Source organism: Gordonia phosphorivorans (genome assembly GCF_042432625.1).
Taxonomy (GTDB): domain Bacteria; phylum Actinomycetota; class Actinomycetes; order Mycobacteriales; family Mycobacteriaceae; genus Gordonia; species Gordonia phosphorivorans.
Map to the genome: position 1 here is coordinate 25,124 of NZ_JBHLWV010000013.1, position 15,451 is coordinate 40,574.

The window sequence follows — 15,451 nt, forward strand, 5'->3', positions numbered from 1 at the left end:
GGGCGGTAAGGAATTCGATAAGCGATTGTTCAGTTACGACGATCAGGGAAGAGTCACGGGCAGGAAGCCGGGCCGCTTCTGCTCGAATTCACTGATCGCGTCGACCTCCCGCAGGGTGAGGCCGATGTCGTCGAGACCCTCCATCAGGCGCCAGCGGGTGTAGTCGTCGATCTGCAGCGGGACCACGAGGTCGCCGGCACTCACCGTCCGCGTCTCGAGGTCGACGGTCAGCTCCAGTCCGGGCTCGGCCTCTAGCCGCTTCCACAGCAGCTCGATGTCGTCCTGATTCACTTGTGCCGCAACGAGTCCCGCCTTGCCGGCGTTGCCGCGGAAGATGTCGGCGAAGCGTGCGGAGAGCACCACGCGGAAGCCGAAGTCCATGAGCGCCCAGACGGCGTGCTCACGCGAGGAGCCGGTGCCGAAGTCGGGCCCCGCGACGAGCACCGAGCCCTTGCTCCACGGTTCGTTGTTGAGGATGAAGTCGGGGTCGCCGCGCCAGGCGGCGAACAAGCCGTCTTCGAAGCCGGTGCGGGTGACCCGCTTGAGGTAGACGGCGGGGATGATCTGGTCGGTGTCGACGTTGCTGCGCTGCAACGCGACTCCGATGCCGGTGTGCTTAACGATGGGTTCCATGAGCGTCTTTCTCGGTGGAAGTTCAGGCCAGGTCTGCGGGTGAGGACAGCGTGCCGCGCACCGCGGTCGCGGCGGCGACGGCGGGCGAGACGAGATGCGTGCGACCGCCCTTGCCCTGTCGCCCTTCGAAATTGCGGTTCGACGTCGACGCGCAGCGGTCCCCCGGCGCCAACTGGTCGGGGTTCATGCCCAGGCACATCGAGCAGCCCGCCATGCGCCATTCGGCGCCGGCCGCCTCGAAGACCTCGCCGAGACCCTCGGCGTCGGCCTCGGCGCGCACCTTCATCGAGCCGGGCACGATCAGCATGCGCACCCCGTCGGCCACCTTGCGGCCCTTGAGCACGTCGGCGACCGCCCGCAGGTCCTCCATGCGACCGTTGGTGCAGGAGCCGACGAAGACGGTGTTGACCGCCACGTCGCGCAGCGGCGTGCCCGCCTTCAGGTCCATGTATTCCAGCGCGCGGGCCGCGGCGAGCGCTTCGGTCTCGTCGACGATGTCGGCCGGGTCGGGCACGTTGGCGCCCAGCGGCAGTCCCTGACCGGGGTTGGTGCCCCAGGTGATGAACGGCGTCAACGCGGACGCGTCGATGTGGACCTCTCGGTCGAAGACCGCGCCCTCGTCGGTGCGCAGGCTGTCCCAGTACTCCACCGCGCGGTCCCACTCCTCGCCGGCCGGAGCGTGCGGACGGCCCTTCAGGTAGTCGTAGGTGATCTGGTCGGGCGCGATCATGCCCGCGCGGGCACCGGCCTCGATCGACATGTTGCAGATGGTCATCCGCGCGTCCATCGACAGCTTCTCGATGGCCGATCCGCGGTACTCCAGGACGTGGCCCTGGCCGCCACCGGTGCCGATCTCGGCGATGATCGCCAGGATCAGGTCCTTGGCGGTGACGCCCGCCGGCAGCTCGCCGTCGACGTTGATCGCCATGGTCCGGAACGGACGCAGCGACAGGGTCTGGGTGGCCATCACGTGCTCCACCTCGGAGGTGCCGATGCCCATGGCGATGGCACCGAAGGCGCCGTGCGTGGAGGTGTGGCTGTCGCCGCAGACGACGGTCATGCCCGGCTGCGTGAGCCCCAGCTGCGGTCCGACGACGTGCACGATGCCCTGCTCGGCGTCGCCCATCGGGTACAGCCGCACGCCGAACTCCTCGCAGTTGCGGCGCAGCGTCTCCACCTGCAGCGCGGACACCTGGTCGGCGATCGGGCTGAAGATGTCGGTGGTCGGGACGTTGTGGTCCTCGGTCGCGATGGTCAGGTCCGGTCGACGCAGCGGGCGGCCGGCCACGCGGAGGCCGTCGAAGGCCTGCGGGCTGGTCACCTCGTGCACCAGGTGCAGGTCGATGTAGATCAGGTCCGGGGCGGCCTCGCCGTTGTCGTCGACCTTTCCGGGCACCACCACGTGGGCGTCCCAGACCTTCTCGGCCAGCGTGCGGGGCACGCCGGCTGCTGCTGACTGCGTCATGAGCATGCTCGACTTTCGCGTCTTACCTGTTCCACCGGCTTCGGGGCTGTCGCCGAGGCGGGACTGGCAATCTCAATATGTGGACGGCTAATATCGCCGTATGAGAAATACTAGCGGAATCGGCGTCCTAGACAAATCGGTGCTGGTCCTGCAGACGCTCGCGCAGCAACCCTGCAACCTCGCCGAGCTGACCGAGGCAACCGGCCTGCCGCGCGCCACCGCGCACCGCCTGGCCGTCGGGCTGGAGACGCACCAGCTGCTGACCCGCGACGCCACCGGCCGGTGGACGCCGGGTCCGGCCCTGCACAGCCTGGCCGCCGCCGCGCCCGATGCCCTGCTGGAGGCTGCACTGCCCCTCCTCCCGGAGCTGCAGCAGGCCACCGGCGAATCCGTCCAGCTGTATCGCCGCGAAGGGCACGAGCGCGTGTGCGTGGCCGCCGTCGAGCCCCCCACCGGGCTGCGCGACACCGTGCCGGTGGGCTCCCGACTGCCGATGACCGCCGGCTCGGCCGCCCGCGTGCTGGCGGCGTTCGCACACCCGGATGCCCGCACCGAGTTGCTCGCCGAGGCCCGGTACACCGAACGCACCCTGTCCGACGTGCGCAAGCGGGGCTGGGCGCACAGCGCCGGCGAGCGCGCCGACGGCGTCGCCAGCGTCTCGGCCCCGGTGTACGACGCCGCCGGCGACGTGATCGCCGCGGTCTCGGTGTCCGGCCCCATCGACCGGATGGGCCGCCGCCCCGGCGAACGATGGGCCGACCACCTCGTCGTCGCCGCCACCCGCATCGGCACACGATTGTCCCCGCCGCTGCGCTAGCGTCGGCCCATGGGAACCAAGCAGCGCAGTCAGATCGTCATGTCCGATGACGAGATCACCGAGTTCATTCACCGCAACCGCACCGCGACCCTGGCCACCGTCGGCGCCGACGGCCAGCCACATCTGGTCGCCATGTGGTTCGGCGTGGCCGACGGCGACGGCGCCCTGCCGGAGCTGTGGTTCGAGACCAAGGCGAAGTCGCAGAAGGCCGTGAACCTGCGCCGCGACGCGCGCCTGACGGTGATGATCGAGGACGGCCTCACCTACGACACCCTGCGCGGGGTCGCCATCGAGGGCACCGCCGAGATCTTCGACGACGCCGAGACCTGCCTGCAGACGGGTATCAGCGTCTGGGAGCGCTACAACGGGCCGTACACCGACGAACTGCGCCCCGCCGTCGACGCGATGATGCACAAGCGCGTCGCGGTGCGCGTGGTGCCGCAGCGGGTCCGGTCCTGGGACCACCGCAAGCTGAACCTCCCCGAGCTCCCGCTCGCCGGCAGCACCGCCCAGTTCTACAGCTGAACCCTCGACAGGCTCGGGACGGCGCCCTACGACAGGTTCAGGGCTGCGCCCTACGACGGGCTCGGGGAGGCGCCCTTCGACAGGCTCGGGGAGTGGGCGGGAAGCTCAGGGAGCGGGGAGCCGGGGTCGCTCCGATACGAAAGGGCCCACTCGCTTCGAGTAGCCCCGACGGGACTCCGTCGCTTCGCTCCTCCTCGAATCGCTCTGCTGAATATACAAATGAGGAAGACCCCCGGATCGCATAGCGATCCGGGGGTCTTCCTCATTTGTAGCCCCGACGGGATTCGAACCCGCGCTACCGCCTTGAGAGGGCGGCGTCCTAGGCCGCTAGACGACGGGGCCCTAGAACTGCTCGACTGACTTCACCGAGCGAGCTATTCAATTATGAGGCACACGGGTATCCCCGTGTATCTCGCTGGGGTACCAGGACTCGAACCTAGAATGGCTGAACCAGAATCAGCTGTGTTGCCAATTACACCATACCCCAAGGGTTTTCCCGGATCTTCCGCGGCGAGCTCTCCGCGTCGTTCCGAACCGAGAAGAACACTACCAAGACACCACCCCTAAACTACAAATCGCCAGGTCAGAGGGGTCAAATTCGCACTACGGGCGCATCGCACGGCCTTCGCCGCCGGACGAAAAGGCGCCGCGGGCGGCCACGGGCACACCGGGCGGGCAGGAAAAGAATTCACCCACTGTGAGGAACTTCACAGCGGGTGAATCGGCGGGTGTAGGTGCGCGGACTACTCGGCCGCCGCCGCCACTGCGCGCGCCTGCGCCAGCCGGCGCAGCGTCTTCTCCCGACCCAGGATCTCCATGGACTCGAACAGCGGCGGGCTGACCGCCGCACCGGTGACGCCCACGCGCACCGGACCGTAGGCCTTACGCGGCTTGAGCTCGAGTCCGTCGATCAGCGCCGCCTTGAGCGCCTCCTCCAGTCCGGGGGTGGTCCACTCCCCGACCGCTTCGCACGCGGCGATCGTGGCGTCGAGTACGGCGACGGCATCGCCCTTGAGGTTCTTGGCCGCGGACTTCTCGTCGAAGGTGAAGTCCTCGTCGCTGACGTAGGCGAACTTCATCAGGTCCCACGCTTCGCTGAGCACCTGGATCCGGGTCTGCACCAGCTCGGCCAGCGGCAGGAACACCGCGTCGTCGACCGGCTCGTTCAGGTGACCGTGCTCGACGAGGAAGCGGCGCAGGCGGCCGGCGAAGTCGGTCGGCTCCAGGCGCCGGATGTGCTCGGCGTTGATCGCGTCGGCCTTGCGCTGGTCGAATCGCGCCGGGTTCGAGTTGACGTTGCGGACGTCGAAGGCCGCGATCATCTCGTCGAGCGTGAAGATGTCGTTGTCGCCGGACAGCCCCCAGCCCAGCAGGGCGAGGTAGTTGATCAGACCTTCCGGCAGGAAGCCGCGATCGCGGTGGTGGAACAGGCTCGACTCCGGGTCGCGCTTGGAGAGCTTCTTGTTGCCCTCGCCCATCACGAACGGCAGGTGCCCGAACTCCGGCACCTCGTCGGCCACCCCGATGGCCTGCAGGGCGCGGTACAGCGCGATCTGCCGCGGCGTCGACGAGAGGAGGTCCTCGCCGCGCAGCACGTGCGTGATCTTCATCATCGCGTCGTCGACGGGGTTGACCAACGTGTAGAGCGGGTCGCCGGAGCCGCGGGTGAGCGCGAAGTCGGGCACGGTGCCGGCCTTGATCACGGTGGTGCCCCGCACCAGGTCGTCCCAGGAGATGTCCTCGTCGGGCATCCGCAGCCGGATCACCGGCGCACGGCCGTCCGCCCGGTGCTGCGCGCGCTGCTCGTCGGTCAGGTCGCGATCGAAGTTGTCATAGCCCAGCTTCGGGTCGCGCCCGGCTTCGCGGTGGCGCGCCTCCACCTCCTCCGGCGTGGAGTAGGCCTCGTAGGCGAAACCCGCCTCCACGAGGCGGTCGACGACGTCGAGGTGAAGCTGCTTGCGCTCGGACTGCCGGTACGGGCCGTACGGACCGCCCACCTCGGGGCCCTCGTCCCAGTCGAGACCGAGCCAGCGCAGCGCATCCAGGATGGCCGCATAGCTCTCCTCGCTGTCGCGGGCGGAGTCGGTGTCCTCGATACGGAAGACGAAGGTGCCGCCGTCGTGCCGGGCCTGCGCGAAGTTGAACAGCGCGGTGCGGGCGAGGCCGACATGGGGGGTTCCGGTGGGTGAAGGGCAGAAGCGAACGCGGACGGTCATGCAGGTCAGCGTAGTCGCCCGCACGACGTCCGCGGACGACGGGAGCCGCCCTTCTTCGACCCCGGTTGCCGGATTGTTCTAGGTGAAGTAGAACTATTTGCATGTTGTTCCGCATCCGGCCAGGCAGCGAGGAGCCCATCTTCGGGCAGATCGCCGACGCCGTCCGCGCCGAGCTGTGCACCGGCGGCCTGCGCAGCGGCGACCGTCTCCCACCGGCCCGCGAGGTGGCCTCGGCACTGCAGGTCAACATGCACACGGTGCTGCGCGCCTACCAGGACCTGCGCGACGAAGGTCTGGTGGAACTGCGCCGCGGACGCGGCGCGGTGGTCACCGAGACCGGGGAGCGCCTGCGCGCACTCGACGCCGACATCGCCGCCCTCACGGCCAAGGCCGCCGCCCACGACATCCGTCCCGAAACCCTGTCCGCCCTCGTGAAGGAGGCCTCGCATGCCCACCGAACGCCCCATGACCGGTGACTCCGGCCAGCCCACCCTGTCCGCCGACGAGCTCGCCCGCCGCCGACCGCTGATCGCCTTCACCGCCGTCGCGATCCTGCTGCCGGTGTTCGCGATCGTGCTGGCGACGGCGGTTCAACTGTCCCTCCTGGGTTCGCTGCCCGACCAGATCGCCATGCACTGGAACCTCGCCGGGGAACCGGACCGCTGGGCGCCCGCCTGGTCGCTGCCGCTCACCACCGCCGTGCTCGGGCTCCTGACCGTCGCCCTGATCACGGCGCCCGCGGTCCGCCCCCTGGCCCAGGGCGACGGCGGCTGGGTCTATCGCGTCCTCGGCGGCACGTCCCTGGGCGTGGTGGTGCTGCTGACGATCCTGTTCACCGCGACCGCGTGGTACCAGACCGACGGCCGGACCGTGCCGGTGGCCGGCGTGGTCGGCGTCGCCGCACTGGCGGCCGTGGCCTGCGGCGCGGTGGCCGCCGCACTGCTGCCGATACCGCCGGCCGGCGCCGACCGCGCCGCCGTGGCCTCGGGGCTGAGTCTGGCCCCGGACGAGCGCGCCGCGTGGTTGCGGACCACCGCGGCCTCGACGGGCACCGCCGCCCTGGCGGTGGGCGGCTTCGTCCTGGCCCTGCTGACCACGATCTACACCTGGGCCACCGGCGAGAGCACCGGAGCCGTCGTCGGCGCCGCGGTGGTCACGCTGCTGATCCTGCTGGCCATCGCGATGACGGTCGCGTTCCGGGTCCGGGTGGACGAGCGTGGTCTCACGGTGTCCTCGGTCGCGGGCCTGCCCCGGCTGCGGGTGCCGCTGGAGGACATCGTGGAGGTCCGCGTGAACCCGGAGGTGCGTCCGTTGGGCGACTACGGCGGCTACGGCATCCGACGCATCGGCACCCGCACCGGAGTGGTGCCGCGGCGCGGACCGGCCATCGTCGTCGAACGCACCAACGGCCGCAGCTTCGGCGTGGTGGTCGACGACGCCGAGACCGGCGCGACCCTGCTGGCCGCCCTCGTCGACCGCGCGAAGCAGTCCGGACGGTAGCCGCCCGCAGGCGCCGACCGCGCGGGCCCGGGGTCGGTGGTCGACGCTACTTGTCGACCACCGGGTTAGTCAGGGTGCCGATGCCCTCGATGGTCACCGAGACGCTCTGCCCGCCCGTCATCGGACCGATCCCGGCCGGCGTACCGGTCAGGATCACGTCGCCGGGCAGCAGCGTCATCACGGCCGAGATCCACTCGACGATGGCGCCGATGTCGTGGATCATCGCCGAGGTGCGGCCGGACTGGCGCGTCTGCCCGTCCAGGGTGGTGGTGAGGGCCAGATCCGAGGGATCCAGGGTCGTCTCGATCCACGGGCCGAGCGGGCAGAAGGTGTCGTGACTCTTGGCCCGGGTCCACTGCCCGTCGTGGCGCTGCTGATCCCGCGCCGTCACGTCGTTGGCGACGGTGTAGCCGAGGATCACGCCTGCGGCGTCAGCCGCCTTCACGTTCCGGCAGGGTCGACCGATGACGACGGCCAGTTCGCCTTCGTAGTCCACGCGCTCGAAGGCACCGTCGGGATCACCCACCACCCGCGGCCGGACGATCGGCACGCCGGGCCCGACGATCGAGGTGTTCGGCTTCAGGAAGATCACCGGATCGGCCGGGGCCTGCGAGCCCATCTCCGCGGCGTGATCGGCGTAGTTCTTACCGATGGCGATCACCTTGCCCGCCAGAATCGGCGCCAGCAGGCGGGTCTGGCTCAGCGGCCAGCTGCGTCCGGTGAACGTCGGATCGCCGAACGGGTGCTCGGCGATCTCGCGCACCACCTCCGCGCCCTGCTCGCCCTCTACGGCCACGAAGGCCATTCCGTCCGGAGTCGCGACACGAGCCAGTTTCATAGCGCCAGATTAGCGCAGCCGCCCCCGCCGCCGACGCCCGGCGCGTGTTCTATACTCTGATACTGCAATCCCATTCATTGAGATATCAACCGGTGGAGGTCGGCATGTCCGCGCACCCGTCCGCGCTGTCGACGCGACGTCGGTGGACCATCCTGGTCTGCGCCCTCATCGCGGCCCTCACCGCCACGGCCGCGACCAGCGGTTTCGCCTATGTGATCCCGCAGTTGCAGTCGGCGGGCATGCCGCTGAGCACGGCGGCCCTGCTCGCCGCCGTCCCCACCGTCGGCATCACCGCCGCGATCATCGCGTGGGGCTGGGCGCTGGACCGGTTCGGCGAGCGGCGCATCCTGCTGGCCTCCCTGTCGGTCACCGTCCTGGGCACCGTCGGCGCCGTCCTGGCGGTCGCGACCGACGCCGGACCCCTCGCGCTGGGCGCGGCACTGCTGGTCGGCGGCATCGGTTCGGGAGCCGCCAACGGCGCCAGCGGACGGATCGTGGTGGGCTTCTTCCCCGCCGATCAGCGCGGCACCGCGATGGGCATCCGGCAGATGGCCCAGCCCCTGGGCATCGCCGTCCTGGCCCTGACCATGCCGGTCCTGGCCGAGCGCGTCTCGGTGACCGCGGCCCTGGCCGTGCCCGCCGTCGTCGCCGTCCTCGGGCTGGTGGTGGTGTACGCCGGCATCGTGGACCCGGAGCTGCCGCCCTCGCAGTTGACCGCGCAGCCGACCGGGAACCCGTACCGATCCGGCGCCTATCTGTGGCGGATCCACGCCTTCAGCGTGCTGCTGGTGATCGGTCAGAGCATGCTGTGGACGTTCGTCCCGGCGTGGCTGATTCTGGCGCAGGGCTGGAGCCCGCTGAGCGCGGGCGTGCTGGTGACCGTCACCCAGATCATGGGCGCACTGGGCCGCATCGTGGCCGGTCGCGTGTCCGACGTGGTGGGTTCACGCATGGCCCCCATCCGGGTCATCGCGGTGGCCGCCGCGGTCAGCCTCGCGCTGCTGGCACTCACCGACCAGTTCGACTCGGTGCTCGCGCCGGTGCTGATGGTGCTGGCGTCCATCGCCACCGTCGCCGACAACGGGCTGGCCTTCACCGCGATCGCCGAGACCGCGGGGCCGTTCTGGAGCGGGCGGGCACTGGGCGTGCAGAACACCGCCCAGTTCGTCACGATGGCCGTCACCACCCCGCTGCTCGGCGCGCTCATCGAACGGGTCGGCTACTCGGCGGCGTTCGGCCTCGTCGCGGTGGCGCCGGTGCTGGCCCTCCCCCTGATTCCGGGCGATCCGGTCCGCCGCGAAGAACCGGTCCTGGACTAGCAGGACCGAGCGCTAGCAGGACCGATCGGGGGCCGACCCGACGACGGGGACCACCACGACGAACCGCCCCCGTGAGACGACGATGACCGTGGGTGCGAGGAACTCGCGCCCACGGTCATCGCGGGAGAGAAAAGCGGGTCAGACGAGCGCCAGGATCCGGTCGCCGACCTCGGTGGTCGATCCGCGGGTCTCGCCTCGCGAGGCGACGTCGGAGGCCACGGCGGCCTCCACGCGGGCCGCACCGTCGACGTCACCGAGGTGACGCAGCAGCAGGGCCACCGACAGGATGGCGGCGGTCGGGTCGGCCAGGTTCTGACCGGCGATGTCCGGTGCGCTGCCGTGGACCGGCTCGAACATCGACGGGCTCACACCGGTGGCGTCGATGTTGCCCGACGCCGCCAGGCCGATGCCGCCGGTGACCGCGGCGGCGAGGTCGGTGATGATGTCGCCGAACAGGTTGTCGGTGACGATCACGTCGAAGCGCGCCGGGTCGGTGACCATGAAGATGGTCGCCGCATCGATGTGCAGGTAGTCGGTCGCGACCTCGGGGAACTCCTTGCCCACCTCGTCGACGGTCCGCGCCCACATGGAACCGGCGAAGGTCAGCACATTGTTCTTGTGCACCAGCGTCAGCTTCTTGCCGCGGGCCTGGGCGCGTGCGAACGCATCGCGCACCACGCGCTCGATACCGAAGCGGGTGTTGACGCTCACCTCGGTGGCGATCTCGTGCGGGGTGCCCACGCGCAGGGCGCCGCCGTTGCCGGTGTACGGCCCCTCGGTTCCCTCGCGGACCACGACGAAATCGATCGTGCCCGGATTCGCCAGCGGCGAGGCGACACCGTCGAACAGGATCGACGGCCGCAGGTTCACGTGATGATCCATCAGGAACCGCAGCTTCAGCAGGAAACCGCGCTCGAGGATGCCCGAGGGCACCGACGGATCGCCGATCGCGCCGAGCAGGATGGCGTCGTGCTCGCGCAGCGCCGCCATGTCCGCGTCGGTCAGCAGTTCGCCGGTCGCGTGGTAGCGACGGGCGCCGAAATCGAATTCGGTGGTCTCCACCTCGGGGTGCAGCTTGGTCAGCACCCGCAGCGCCTGGTCGACGACCTCGGGGCCGATGCCGTCACCGGGGATCAGAGCGATCTTCACGAGAAGTCCACCTGCTTGATCAGGGTGGCCGACACGGCGTCGGCGACGGCCTCGAGCGTGGCCTCGTCGACGGCACGGTCCAGACGCAGGATCGTGGTGGCGCCGGGGCCCTCCAGGTCCTGGGCCAGACCGGCGGCGCAGATGTCCACGCCGGCGTTGCCGAGCAGGGTGCCGATCTTGCCGAGCGTGCCGGGCTGGTCGGAGTAGCTGATGATGAGGTTCTTGCCCTCGGCGCGCAGATCGAAGTTACGACCGTTGATGTTGACGATCTTCTCCACCTCGCGCGGCTCGGTGAGGGTGCCGGCCACGTTCACGTGCGAGCCGTCGGCGAAGACCGCGCGCACGTCGATCATGCTGCGGTGGTTGGGGCTCTCGGTGGCGGTGGTGACCTCGCAGTCGACCCCGCGCTCGGCGGCCACACTCGGCGCGTTCACAAAGGTGACCGGCTCGTCGACGATGGCCGAGAACAGGCCGCGGGTGGCCGACAGGCCCAGCACGTGCACGTCCCGAGCGGCCAGCTCGCCGCGGATCTCCACGGTGACCGCGGTCGGCTGGGCCTCGCCCAGGATGCCGACCAGGTGGCCCAGCTTGCGCGAGAGGTCCAGCCAGGGGGCCACCTCGTCGTCGACGGGGCCGCCGGTGATGTTGACCGCGTCCGGCACGAACTGGCCGGACAGGGCCAGCTGCACGCTCTTGGCCACATCGGTGCCTGCGCGATCCTGCGCCTCCGAGGTCGACGCACCCAGGTGCGGGGTCACCACGACCTCGTCGAGGTCGAACAGCGGCGAATCGGTGCACGGCTCGGTCGCGTAGACGTCCAGCGCCGCCGCCCGCACGTGACCGGACTTGATCGACGCGGCCAGCGCGGCCTCGTCGATCAGGCCACCGCGTGCGGCGTTGACGATGATCACGCCGGGCTTGGTACGGGCCAGCGCGGCCTCGTCGATCAGCCCCGCGGTCTCCTTGGTCTTGGGCAGGTGCATGGTGATGAAGTCCGCGCGCTCGAGCAGCTCGTCCAGGCTCACCAGCTCGATGCCCAGCTGGGCGGCGCGAGCGGCCGACACATACGGGTCGTACGCGATGAGGTGGGTCTCGAAGGCGCCCAGGCGGGCGGCCACGAGCTGCCCGATACGGCCCAGACCGACCACGCCGACGGTCTTGTCGAAGAGCTCGACGCCGTTGAACGAGGACCGCTTCCAGGTCTTGTCCTTCAGGGTGGCGTCGGCGGCCGGCACCTGACGGGCGGCGGCCATCAGCAGCGCCACCGCGTGTTCGGCGGCCGAATGGATGTTGGAGGTGGGCGCGTTGACCACCATCACGCCGCGCTCGGTGGCCGCGGGCACGTCGACGTTGTCCAGGCCGACACCGGCGCGCGCGATGATCTTCAGGTTCGGACCCGCGTTGAGCACCTCGGCGTCGACGGTGGTGGCCGACCGCACCAGCAGCGCGTCGGCGTCGACGACGGCCTCGAGGAGCTTCGGACGATCGGGACCGTCGACCCAGCGGACCTCTACGTCGTTGCCGAGCGCTTCGACGGTAGAAGGAGCGAGCTTGTCGGCGATCAGGACGACTGGACGGCCGGATGCGGTCACTATAGGTATCTCCAGATTCGATCGGTGCGGCATGTGCGTGCACATACGTCTATCGCCACTACTTTAAGCGTCGCGGCCGCGGTCAGCACATTCGGCCGCCCGCCGATGTGGTGTCCGCCACCCCCCGCAGGGTAGATTCATGCAGCGTGTCTCGTTTAGGACACGGCTTCAGCGAGCCGTGCCTTCTCCATAGCGGGAATCGGGGGGACCCTGAATAGACTGGGCACGTCCGCGACGCTGCGGCGTCGAGAACATGACGAGTGGAGTATCTACATGAAGAAGACCAGCTTGGTCTTCGCGGCCATCATCGCCGCGATCCTGTCCCTCACCGGGATCGGACTGGGCGCCAGTACGGCTGCCACCCCCAAGACTTCACTCGGCGGCGGTTCCGGAATCCTGGTTCTCAAGGGCGGGAACTCCGCCTCGGCCTGCACCGTCACCGCCGTCGGCCGTCCCACCTCGGGACCGAACAACGGCAAGCTGATCGCCCTCACCGCGGGTCACTGCGGCAAGCCCGGCCAGCTGGTGCTCGCCGAGCGCGCCCAGAACCGCGGCGTCATCGGCACCATCACTCGCAGCTACAGCGACATCGACCTGGCGGTCATCGAACTCGACGCCGCCAAGGTCCGCCCGGTCCGCACCGTCGGCGGGGTGACCATCAAGCGCTACAGCACCCGTCCGGTCGGCTTCCCGACCATCGTCTGCAAGGAAGGCCGGACCACCGGCAACACCTGCGGCGTGGCCTGGTTCTCCGACCGCACCGCGCACTTCTCGCAGATGTGCGTCATCGAAGGCGACTCCGGCAGCCCCGTCGTCGTCGGCGACACCCTGGTCGGCATGGTCAACGCCTACTACTTCGTCTCCTGCGTCGGCCCGGAGACCGGTACCAACATGGGCACCATCGTGCGTCGTCTGAACGCCACCGGGTACCCCGGATTCAAGGTGGTCTGACGCCGTCAGGCGCACCGGCTCACCGCCGAAGACACCGCGAGGGCGGCCCGGGAATCTCCCGGGCCGCCCTCGCTGTCTCTCGCGGGTGCCGAGGCGTCAGCCCAGGGCCGCCTTCTCCGCGCCGATGGTGGTGCTGTCACCGTGGCCGGTGTGCACGACGGTGTCGTCGGGCAGGCCGTACAGGCGGCTGCGGATGGAGTCCTCCAGCAGCTCCCGGCTGGAGAACGAGCGCCCGGTGGCGCCCGGCCCGCCGTGGAACAGGGTGTCGCCGGTGAACAGCACGCCCAGGTCGGGGGCGTACAGGCAGACCCCGCCGGGCGCGTGACCCGGGGTGTGCAGGACCGTCAGCGTGGTGCCGCCGACCTCGATCCGCTGACCGTCGGTCAGATCCGCGTCCCAGGCGCGCCCGGGGTGGGTCAGTTCCCACAGCGGCGCGTCGTCCGGGTGCAGCCAGATCGGGGCGCCGGTGGCGGCGGCCAGTTCCGGTGCGAACCGGACGTGGTCGTCGTGGGCGTGCGTGCACACGATCGCGACCACCTTGCGGCCGGCCACCACCTCGAGGATCTGCTCCACCGAATGCGGCGCGTCGAGCACGATGCACTCGTCGCCGTCGCCGATCACCCAGACGTTGTTGTCGACGTCGAAGGTCTCCCCGTCCAGGCTGAAGGTGCCCGAGGTGACGGCGTGGTCGATCCGCGCGGTCATCAGATCACCACCACCGAACGCAGCACGTCACCGTGGTGCATCTTCTCGAACGCCGCCTCCACGTCGTCGATGCCGATCTCCTCGGTGACGAAGGCGTCCAGATCCAGTCGGCCGTCGCGGTAGAGGTCGACGAGCATCGGGAAGTCGCGGCTGGGCAGGCAGTCGCCGTACCAGCTGGACTTGAGTGCCCCGCCGCGCCCGAAGACGTCGCCCAGCGGAATCTCCGGGACCGTCATCCCGGGGTTCGGCACGCCCACCAGCACCACGGTGCCGGCCAGGTCGCGGGCGTAGAATGCCTGCTTCCAGGTGGCCGGGATACCGACGGCGTCGACCACCACGTCCGCGCCCTCGGCGCCCGGGTAGTACTTGTCGCAGATCTCCGCGATGGCCGCCACCGGATCCACCTTCGACGAGTCGACGGTGTGGGTGGCGCCCAGCTTGGTGGCCGCTTCGAGCTTCTTGGCGTCGATGTCGACGGCGATGATCGGCATCGAGCCGGCCAGCGCGCCGCCGGCGATCGCGGCCACGCCCACGCCGCCGCAGCCGATCACGGCCAACGACTTGCCGCGCCCGGCGCCGCCGGTGTTGATCGCCGCGCCGAGGCCGGCCATCACGCCGCAACCCAGCAGACCGGCCGCCGCGGGCCGGGCCTGCGGATCGACCTTGGTGCACTGGCCGGCCGCCACCAGGGTCTTCTCCGCGAAGGCGCCGATGCCCAGGGCCGGGGACAGCTCGGTGCCGGCACCCTCACCGTCGGCGATGGTCATCTTCTGCGTCGCGTTCTGGGAGTCGAAGCAGTACTGCTGCTCCCCGCGCTTGCACGCCCGGCACTGGCCGCACACCGCGCGCCAGTTGAGCACCACGAAGTCGCCGGGGGCCACGTCGGTCACGTCGTCGCCGACGGCCTCGACGATGCCCGCGGCCTCGTGCCCGAGCAGGAACGGGAACTCGTCGTTGATGCCGCCCTCGCGATAATGCAGGTCGGTATGGCAGACGCCGCAGGTGAGGATCTTCACCACGGCCTCCCCCTGCCCCGGGTCGGGCACGACGATGTTGACCGTCTCGACGGGTGCACCCTTAGCGCGGGCGATGACACCCTTGACGATCTGGCTCATACGATCTCCTCAATCTCTTGGTGAATGCCGACTCTTCGGTGAGCGCCGGCTCTTCGGTGAGTGCCGGCTCTTCGGTGAATGCCGGTGGCGGACGTCGGGGCTCAGCCCTCGACGGCCGCTTTGACCTTGTTCTCGGTGTGCTTGACGGCCTGGTCGGCGAACGGACCCATCAACCCGCCGAGCACCTTGCCGGCCAGTCCGCCGGGCAGGGTGTAGCCGAACTCGGCCAGGAGCACGGTGGTGCCCGGTTCCGGACCGTCGGCGAACGACCAGCAGGTGTCGGCGCCGAAGCCGGAGACCGACTCCATGCGGATCAGCTCGTTCCGGGTCCATTCGGTGCACTTGACGGTGGCCTTGAGTTCCTTCGGGCCCACCTTGATGGCCGTCTCGAAGACCGATCCGAGCCCGGAGGTCTGCTCGGTGGTCGGGGTGAAGCGGCCCACCCCGAACATGTACTCGGGCACGTTGCGGTAGTCGTCGATGTAGGCGAACACCTTCTCCCGCGGACCGTTGATGAACACTTCGTGCCGGACTTGACCCATGCGTGACTCCTGGTTTCCTCTGGGGTGCGCGCGGTTCGACGAGCACCGACGACCGCGGTGTGGCCTCGGCCGAATGGTAGCCGG

The 15,451-nt window shown here is 69.8% G+C and carries 15 protein-coding genes and 2 tRNA genes; 6 read left to right on the forward strand and 11 right to left on the reverse strand.

What is annotated here, in order from left to right; all coding sequences use genetic code 11:
* Positions 1-42: 42 nt before the first annotated feature.
* Both leuD and leuC read right to left on the reverse strand, forming a co-directional pair.
* Entirely contained in the window at positions 43-633 is a 591-nt protein-coding gene (gene leuD / locus ACFFJD_RS04750; protein ID WP_382361705.1) for a 3-isopropylmalate dehydratase small subunit, read from the reverse strand.
* A gap of 22 nt (positions 634-655) precedes the next feature.
* Entirely contained in the window at positions 656-2,098 is a 1,443-nt protein-coding gene (gene leuC, locus ACFFJD_RS04755; protein ID WP_382361708.1) for a 3-isopropylmalate dehydratase large subunit, read from the reverse strand.
* Positions 2,099-2,198: 100 nt separating this feature from the next.
* On the opposite strand from leuC, the gene ACFFJD_RS04760 reads away from it, so the two are divergent.
* A complete protein-coding gene (locus ACFFJD_RS04760) occupies positions 2,199-2,915 on the forward strand; it encodes an IclR family transcriptional regulator (protein ID WP_382361711.1) in 717 nt (238 codons plus the stop codon).
* A gap of 9 nt (positions 2,916-2,924) precedes the next feature.
* The gene (locus ACFFJD_RS04765) at positions 2,925-3,440 is read left to right on the forward strand and encodes a pyridoxamine 5'-phosphate oxidase family protein (RefSeq protein ID WP_382361714.1); all 516 of its coding nucleotides are present in this window, start codon (positions 2,925-2,927) and stop codon (positions 3,438-3,440) included.
* Between the two features lie 269 nt (positions 3,441-3,709).
* On the opposite strand, the gene ACFFJD_RS04770 is transcribed toward ACFFJD_RS04765, so the two are convergent.
* The 3 genes from ACFFJD_RS04770 to gltX form a co-directional block, all read right to left on the reverse strand.
* Positions 3,710-3,782, reverse strand: a tRNA-Glu gene (locus ACFFJD_RS04770).
* A gap of 73 nt (positions 3,783-3,855) precedes the next feature.
* Positions 3,856-3,927: transfer RNA gene (locus tag ACFFJD_RS04775), tRNA-Gln, on the reverse strand.
* A 256-nt stretch (positions 3,928-4,183) separates the two neighbouring features.
* Positions 4,184-5,656 carry a glutamate--tRNA ligase gene (gltX, locus tag ACFFJD_RS04780; RefSeq protein ID WP_382361717.1) on the reverse strand — a complete coding sequence of 491 codons (1,473 nt, stop codon included), beginning with the start codon at positions 5,654-5,656 and terminating at the stop codon, positions 4,184-4,186.
* Positions 5,657-5,757: 101 nt separating this feature from the next.
* Between gltX and ACFFJD_RS04785 the strand changes: the two genes are divergently transcribed.
* Both ACFFJD_RS04785 and ACFFJD_RS04790 read left to right on the forward strand, forming a co-directional pair.
* A complete protein-coding gene (locus tag ACFFJD_RS04785; RefSeq protein ID WP_382361719.1) occupies positions 5,758-6,132 on the forward strand; it encodes a GntR family transcriptional regulator in 375 nt (124 codons plus the stop codon).
* Positions 6,104-7,156, forward strand: a complete 1,053-nt coding sequence (locus ACFFJD_RS04790; RefSeq protein WP_382361721.1) for a DUF1648 domain-containing protein — start codon at positions 6,104-6,106, stop codon at positions 7,154-7,156. Before ACFFJD_RS04785 ends, ACFFJD_RS04790 begins: the two co-directional genes overlap by 29 nt.
* Positions 7,157-7,202: 46 nt before the next feature.
* On the opposite strand, the gene ACFFJD_RS04795 is transcribed toward ACFFJD_RS04790, so the two are convergent.
* On the reverse strand, positions 7,203-7,994 hold the full coding sequence (locus ACFFJD_RS04795; RefSeq protein WP_382361723.1) for a fumarylacetoacetate hydrolase family protein: 792 nt from the start codon (positions 7,992-7,994) through the stop codon (positions 7,203-7,205).
* A 104-nt stretch (positions 7,995-8,098) separates the two neighbouring features.
* On the opposite strand from ACFFJD_RS04795, the gene ACFFJD_RS04800 reads away from it, so the two are divergent.
* Positions 8,099-9,313 (forward strand): MFS transporter, encoded by a 1,215-nt coding sequence (locus ACFFJD_RS04800; RefSeq protein WP_382361725.1) that lies wholly within the window; start codon positions 8,099-8,101, stop codon positions 9,311-9,313.
* 138 nt (positions 9,314-9,451) lie between these two features.
* Here ACFFJD_RS04800 and ACFFJD_RS04805 read toward each other — a convergent pair whose 3' ends face one another.
* Both ACFFJD_RS04805 and serA read right to left on the reverse strand, forming a co-directional pair.
* Positions 9,452-10,462 carry a 3-isopropylmalate dehydrogenase gene (locus tag ACFFJD_RS04805; RefSeq protein WP_382361727.1) on the reverse strand — a complete coding sequence of 337 codons (1,011 nt, stop codon included), beginning with the start codon at positions 10,460-10,462 and terminating at the stop codon, positions 9,452-9,454.
* A complete protein-coding gene (serA, locus tag ACFFJD_RS04810; RefSeq protein ID WP_382361728.1) occupies positions 10,459-12,054 on the reverse strand; it encodes a phosphoglycerate dehydrogenase in 1,596 nt (531 codons plus the stop codon). Before serA ends, ACFFJD_RS04805 begins: the two co-directional genes overlap by 4 nt.
* 273 nt (positions 12,055-12,327) lie before the next feature.
* On the opposite strand from serA, the gene ACFFJD_RS04815 reads away from it, so the two are divergent.
* Positions 12,328-13,005 carry a chymotrypsin family serine protease gene (locus ACFFJD_RS04815; RefSeq protein WP_382361730.1) on the forward strand — a complete coding sequence of 226 codons (678 nt, stop codon included), beginning with the start codon at positions 12,328-12,330 and terminating at the stop codon, positions 13,003-13,005.
* A 96-nt stretch (positions 13,006-13,101) separates the two neighbouring features.
* Here ACFFJD_RS04815 and ACFFJD_RS04820 read toward each other — a convergent pair whose 3' ends face one another.
* From ACFFJD_RS04820 to ACFFJD_RS04830, 3 genes are all read right to left on the reverse strand, one after another.
* Positions 13,102-13,710 carry an MBL fold metallo-hydrolase gene (locus ACFFJD_RS04820; RefSeq protein ID WP_382361732.1) on the reverse strand — a complete coding sequence of 203 codons (609 nt, stop codon included), beginning with the start codon at positions 13,708-13,710 and terminating at the stop codon, positions 13,102-13,104.
* Entirely contained in the window at positions 13,710-14,825 is a 1,116-nt protein-coding gene (locus ACFFJD_RS04825; protein WP_382361734.1) for an S-(hydroxymethyl)mycothiol dehydrogenase, read from the reverse strand. Before ACFFJD_RS04825 ends, ACFFJD_RS04820 begins: the two co-directional genes overlap by 1 nt.
* Before the next feature lie 101 nt (positions 14,826-14,926).
* Complete coding sequence (locus ACFFJD_RS04830; RefSeq protein WP_382361736.1) at positions 14,927-15,367, reverse strand: SRPBCC family protein; 441 nt, start codon at positions 15,365-15,367, stop codon at positions 14,927-14,929.
* Positions 15,368-15,451 lie beyond the last annotated feature (84 nt).

Excerpts from the sequence above, each read along its gene's own strand:
- ACFFJD_RS04815 (WP_382361730.1), top strand. The coding sequence starts at position 12,328 with ATGAAGAAGACCAGCTTGGTCTTCGCGGCCATCATCGCCGCGATCCTG.
- leuC (WP_382361708.1), bottom strand. The coding sequence starts at position 2,098 with ATGACGCAGTCAGCAGCAGCCGGCGTGCCCCGCACGCTGGCCGAGAAG.
- ACFFJD_RS04820 (WP_382361732.1), bottom strand. The coding sequence starts at position 13,710 with ATGACCGCGCGGATCGACCACGCCGTCACCTCGGGCACCTTCAGCCTG.
- ACFFJD_RS04785 (WP_382361719.1), top strand. The coding sequence starts at position 5,758 with ATGTTGTTCCGCATCCGGCCAGGCAGCGAGGAGCCCATCTTCGGGCAG.
- ACFFJD_RS04795 (WP_382361723.1), bottom strand. The coding sequence starts at position 7,994 with ATGAAACTGGCTCGTGTCGCGACTCCGGACGGAATGGCCTTCGTGGCC.
- ACFFJD_RS04765 (WP_382361714.1), top strand. The coding sequence starts at position 2,925 with ATGGGAACCAAGCAGCGCAGTCAGATCGTCATGTCCGATGACGAGATC.
- gltX (WP_382361717.1), bottom strand. The coding sequence starts at position 5,656 with ATGACCGTCCGCGTTCGCTTCTGCCCTTCACCCACCGGAACCCCCCAT.
- ACFFJD_RS04790 (WP_382361721.1), top strand. The coding sequence starts at position 6,104 with ATGCCCACCGAACGCCCCATGACCGGTGACTCCGGCCAGCCCACCCTG.
- ACFFJD_RS04830 (WP_382361736.1), bottom strand. The coding sequence starts at position 15,367 with ATGGGTCAAGTCCGGCACGAAGTGTTCATCAACGGTCCGCGGGAGAAG.
- ACFFJD_RS04760 (WP_382361711.1), top strand. The coding sequence starts at position 2,199 with ATGAGAAATACTAGCGGAATCGGCGTCCTAGACAAATCGGTGCTGGTC.
- ACFFJD_RS04825 (WP_382361734.1), bottom strand. The coding sequence starts at position 14,825 with ATGAGCCAGATCGTCAAGGGTGTCATCGCCCGCGCTAAGGGTGCACCC.
- leuD (WP_382361705.1), bottom strand. The coding sequence starts at position 633 with ATGGAACCCATCGTTAAGCACACCGGCATCGGAGTCGCGTTGCAGCGC.
- ACFFJD_RS04800 (WP_382361725.1), top strand. The coding sequence starts at position 8,099 with ATGTCCGCGCACCCGTCCGCGCTGTCGACGCGACGTCGGTGGACCATC.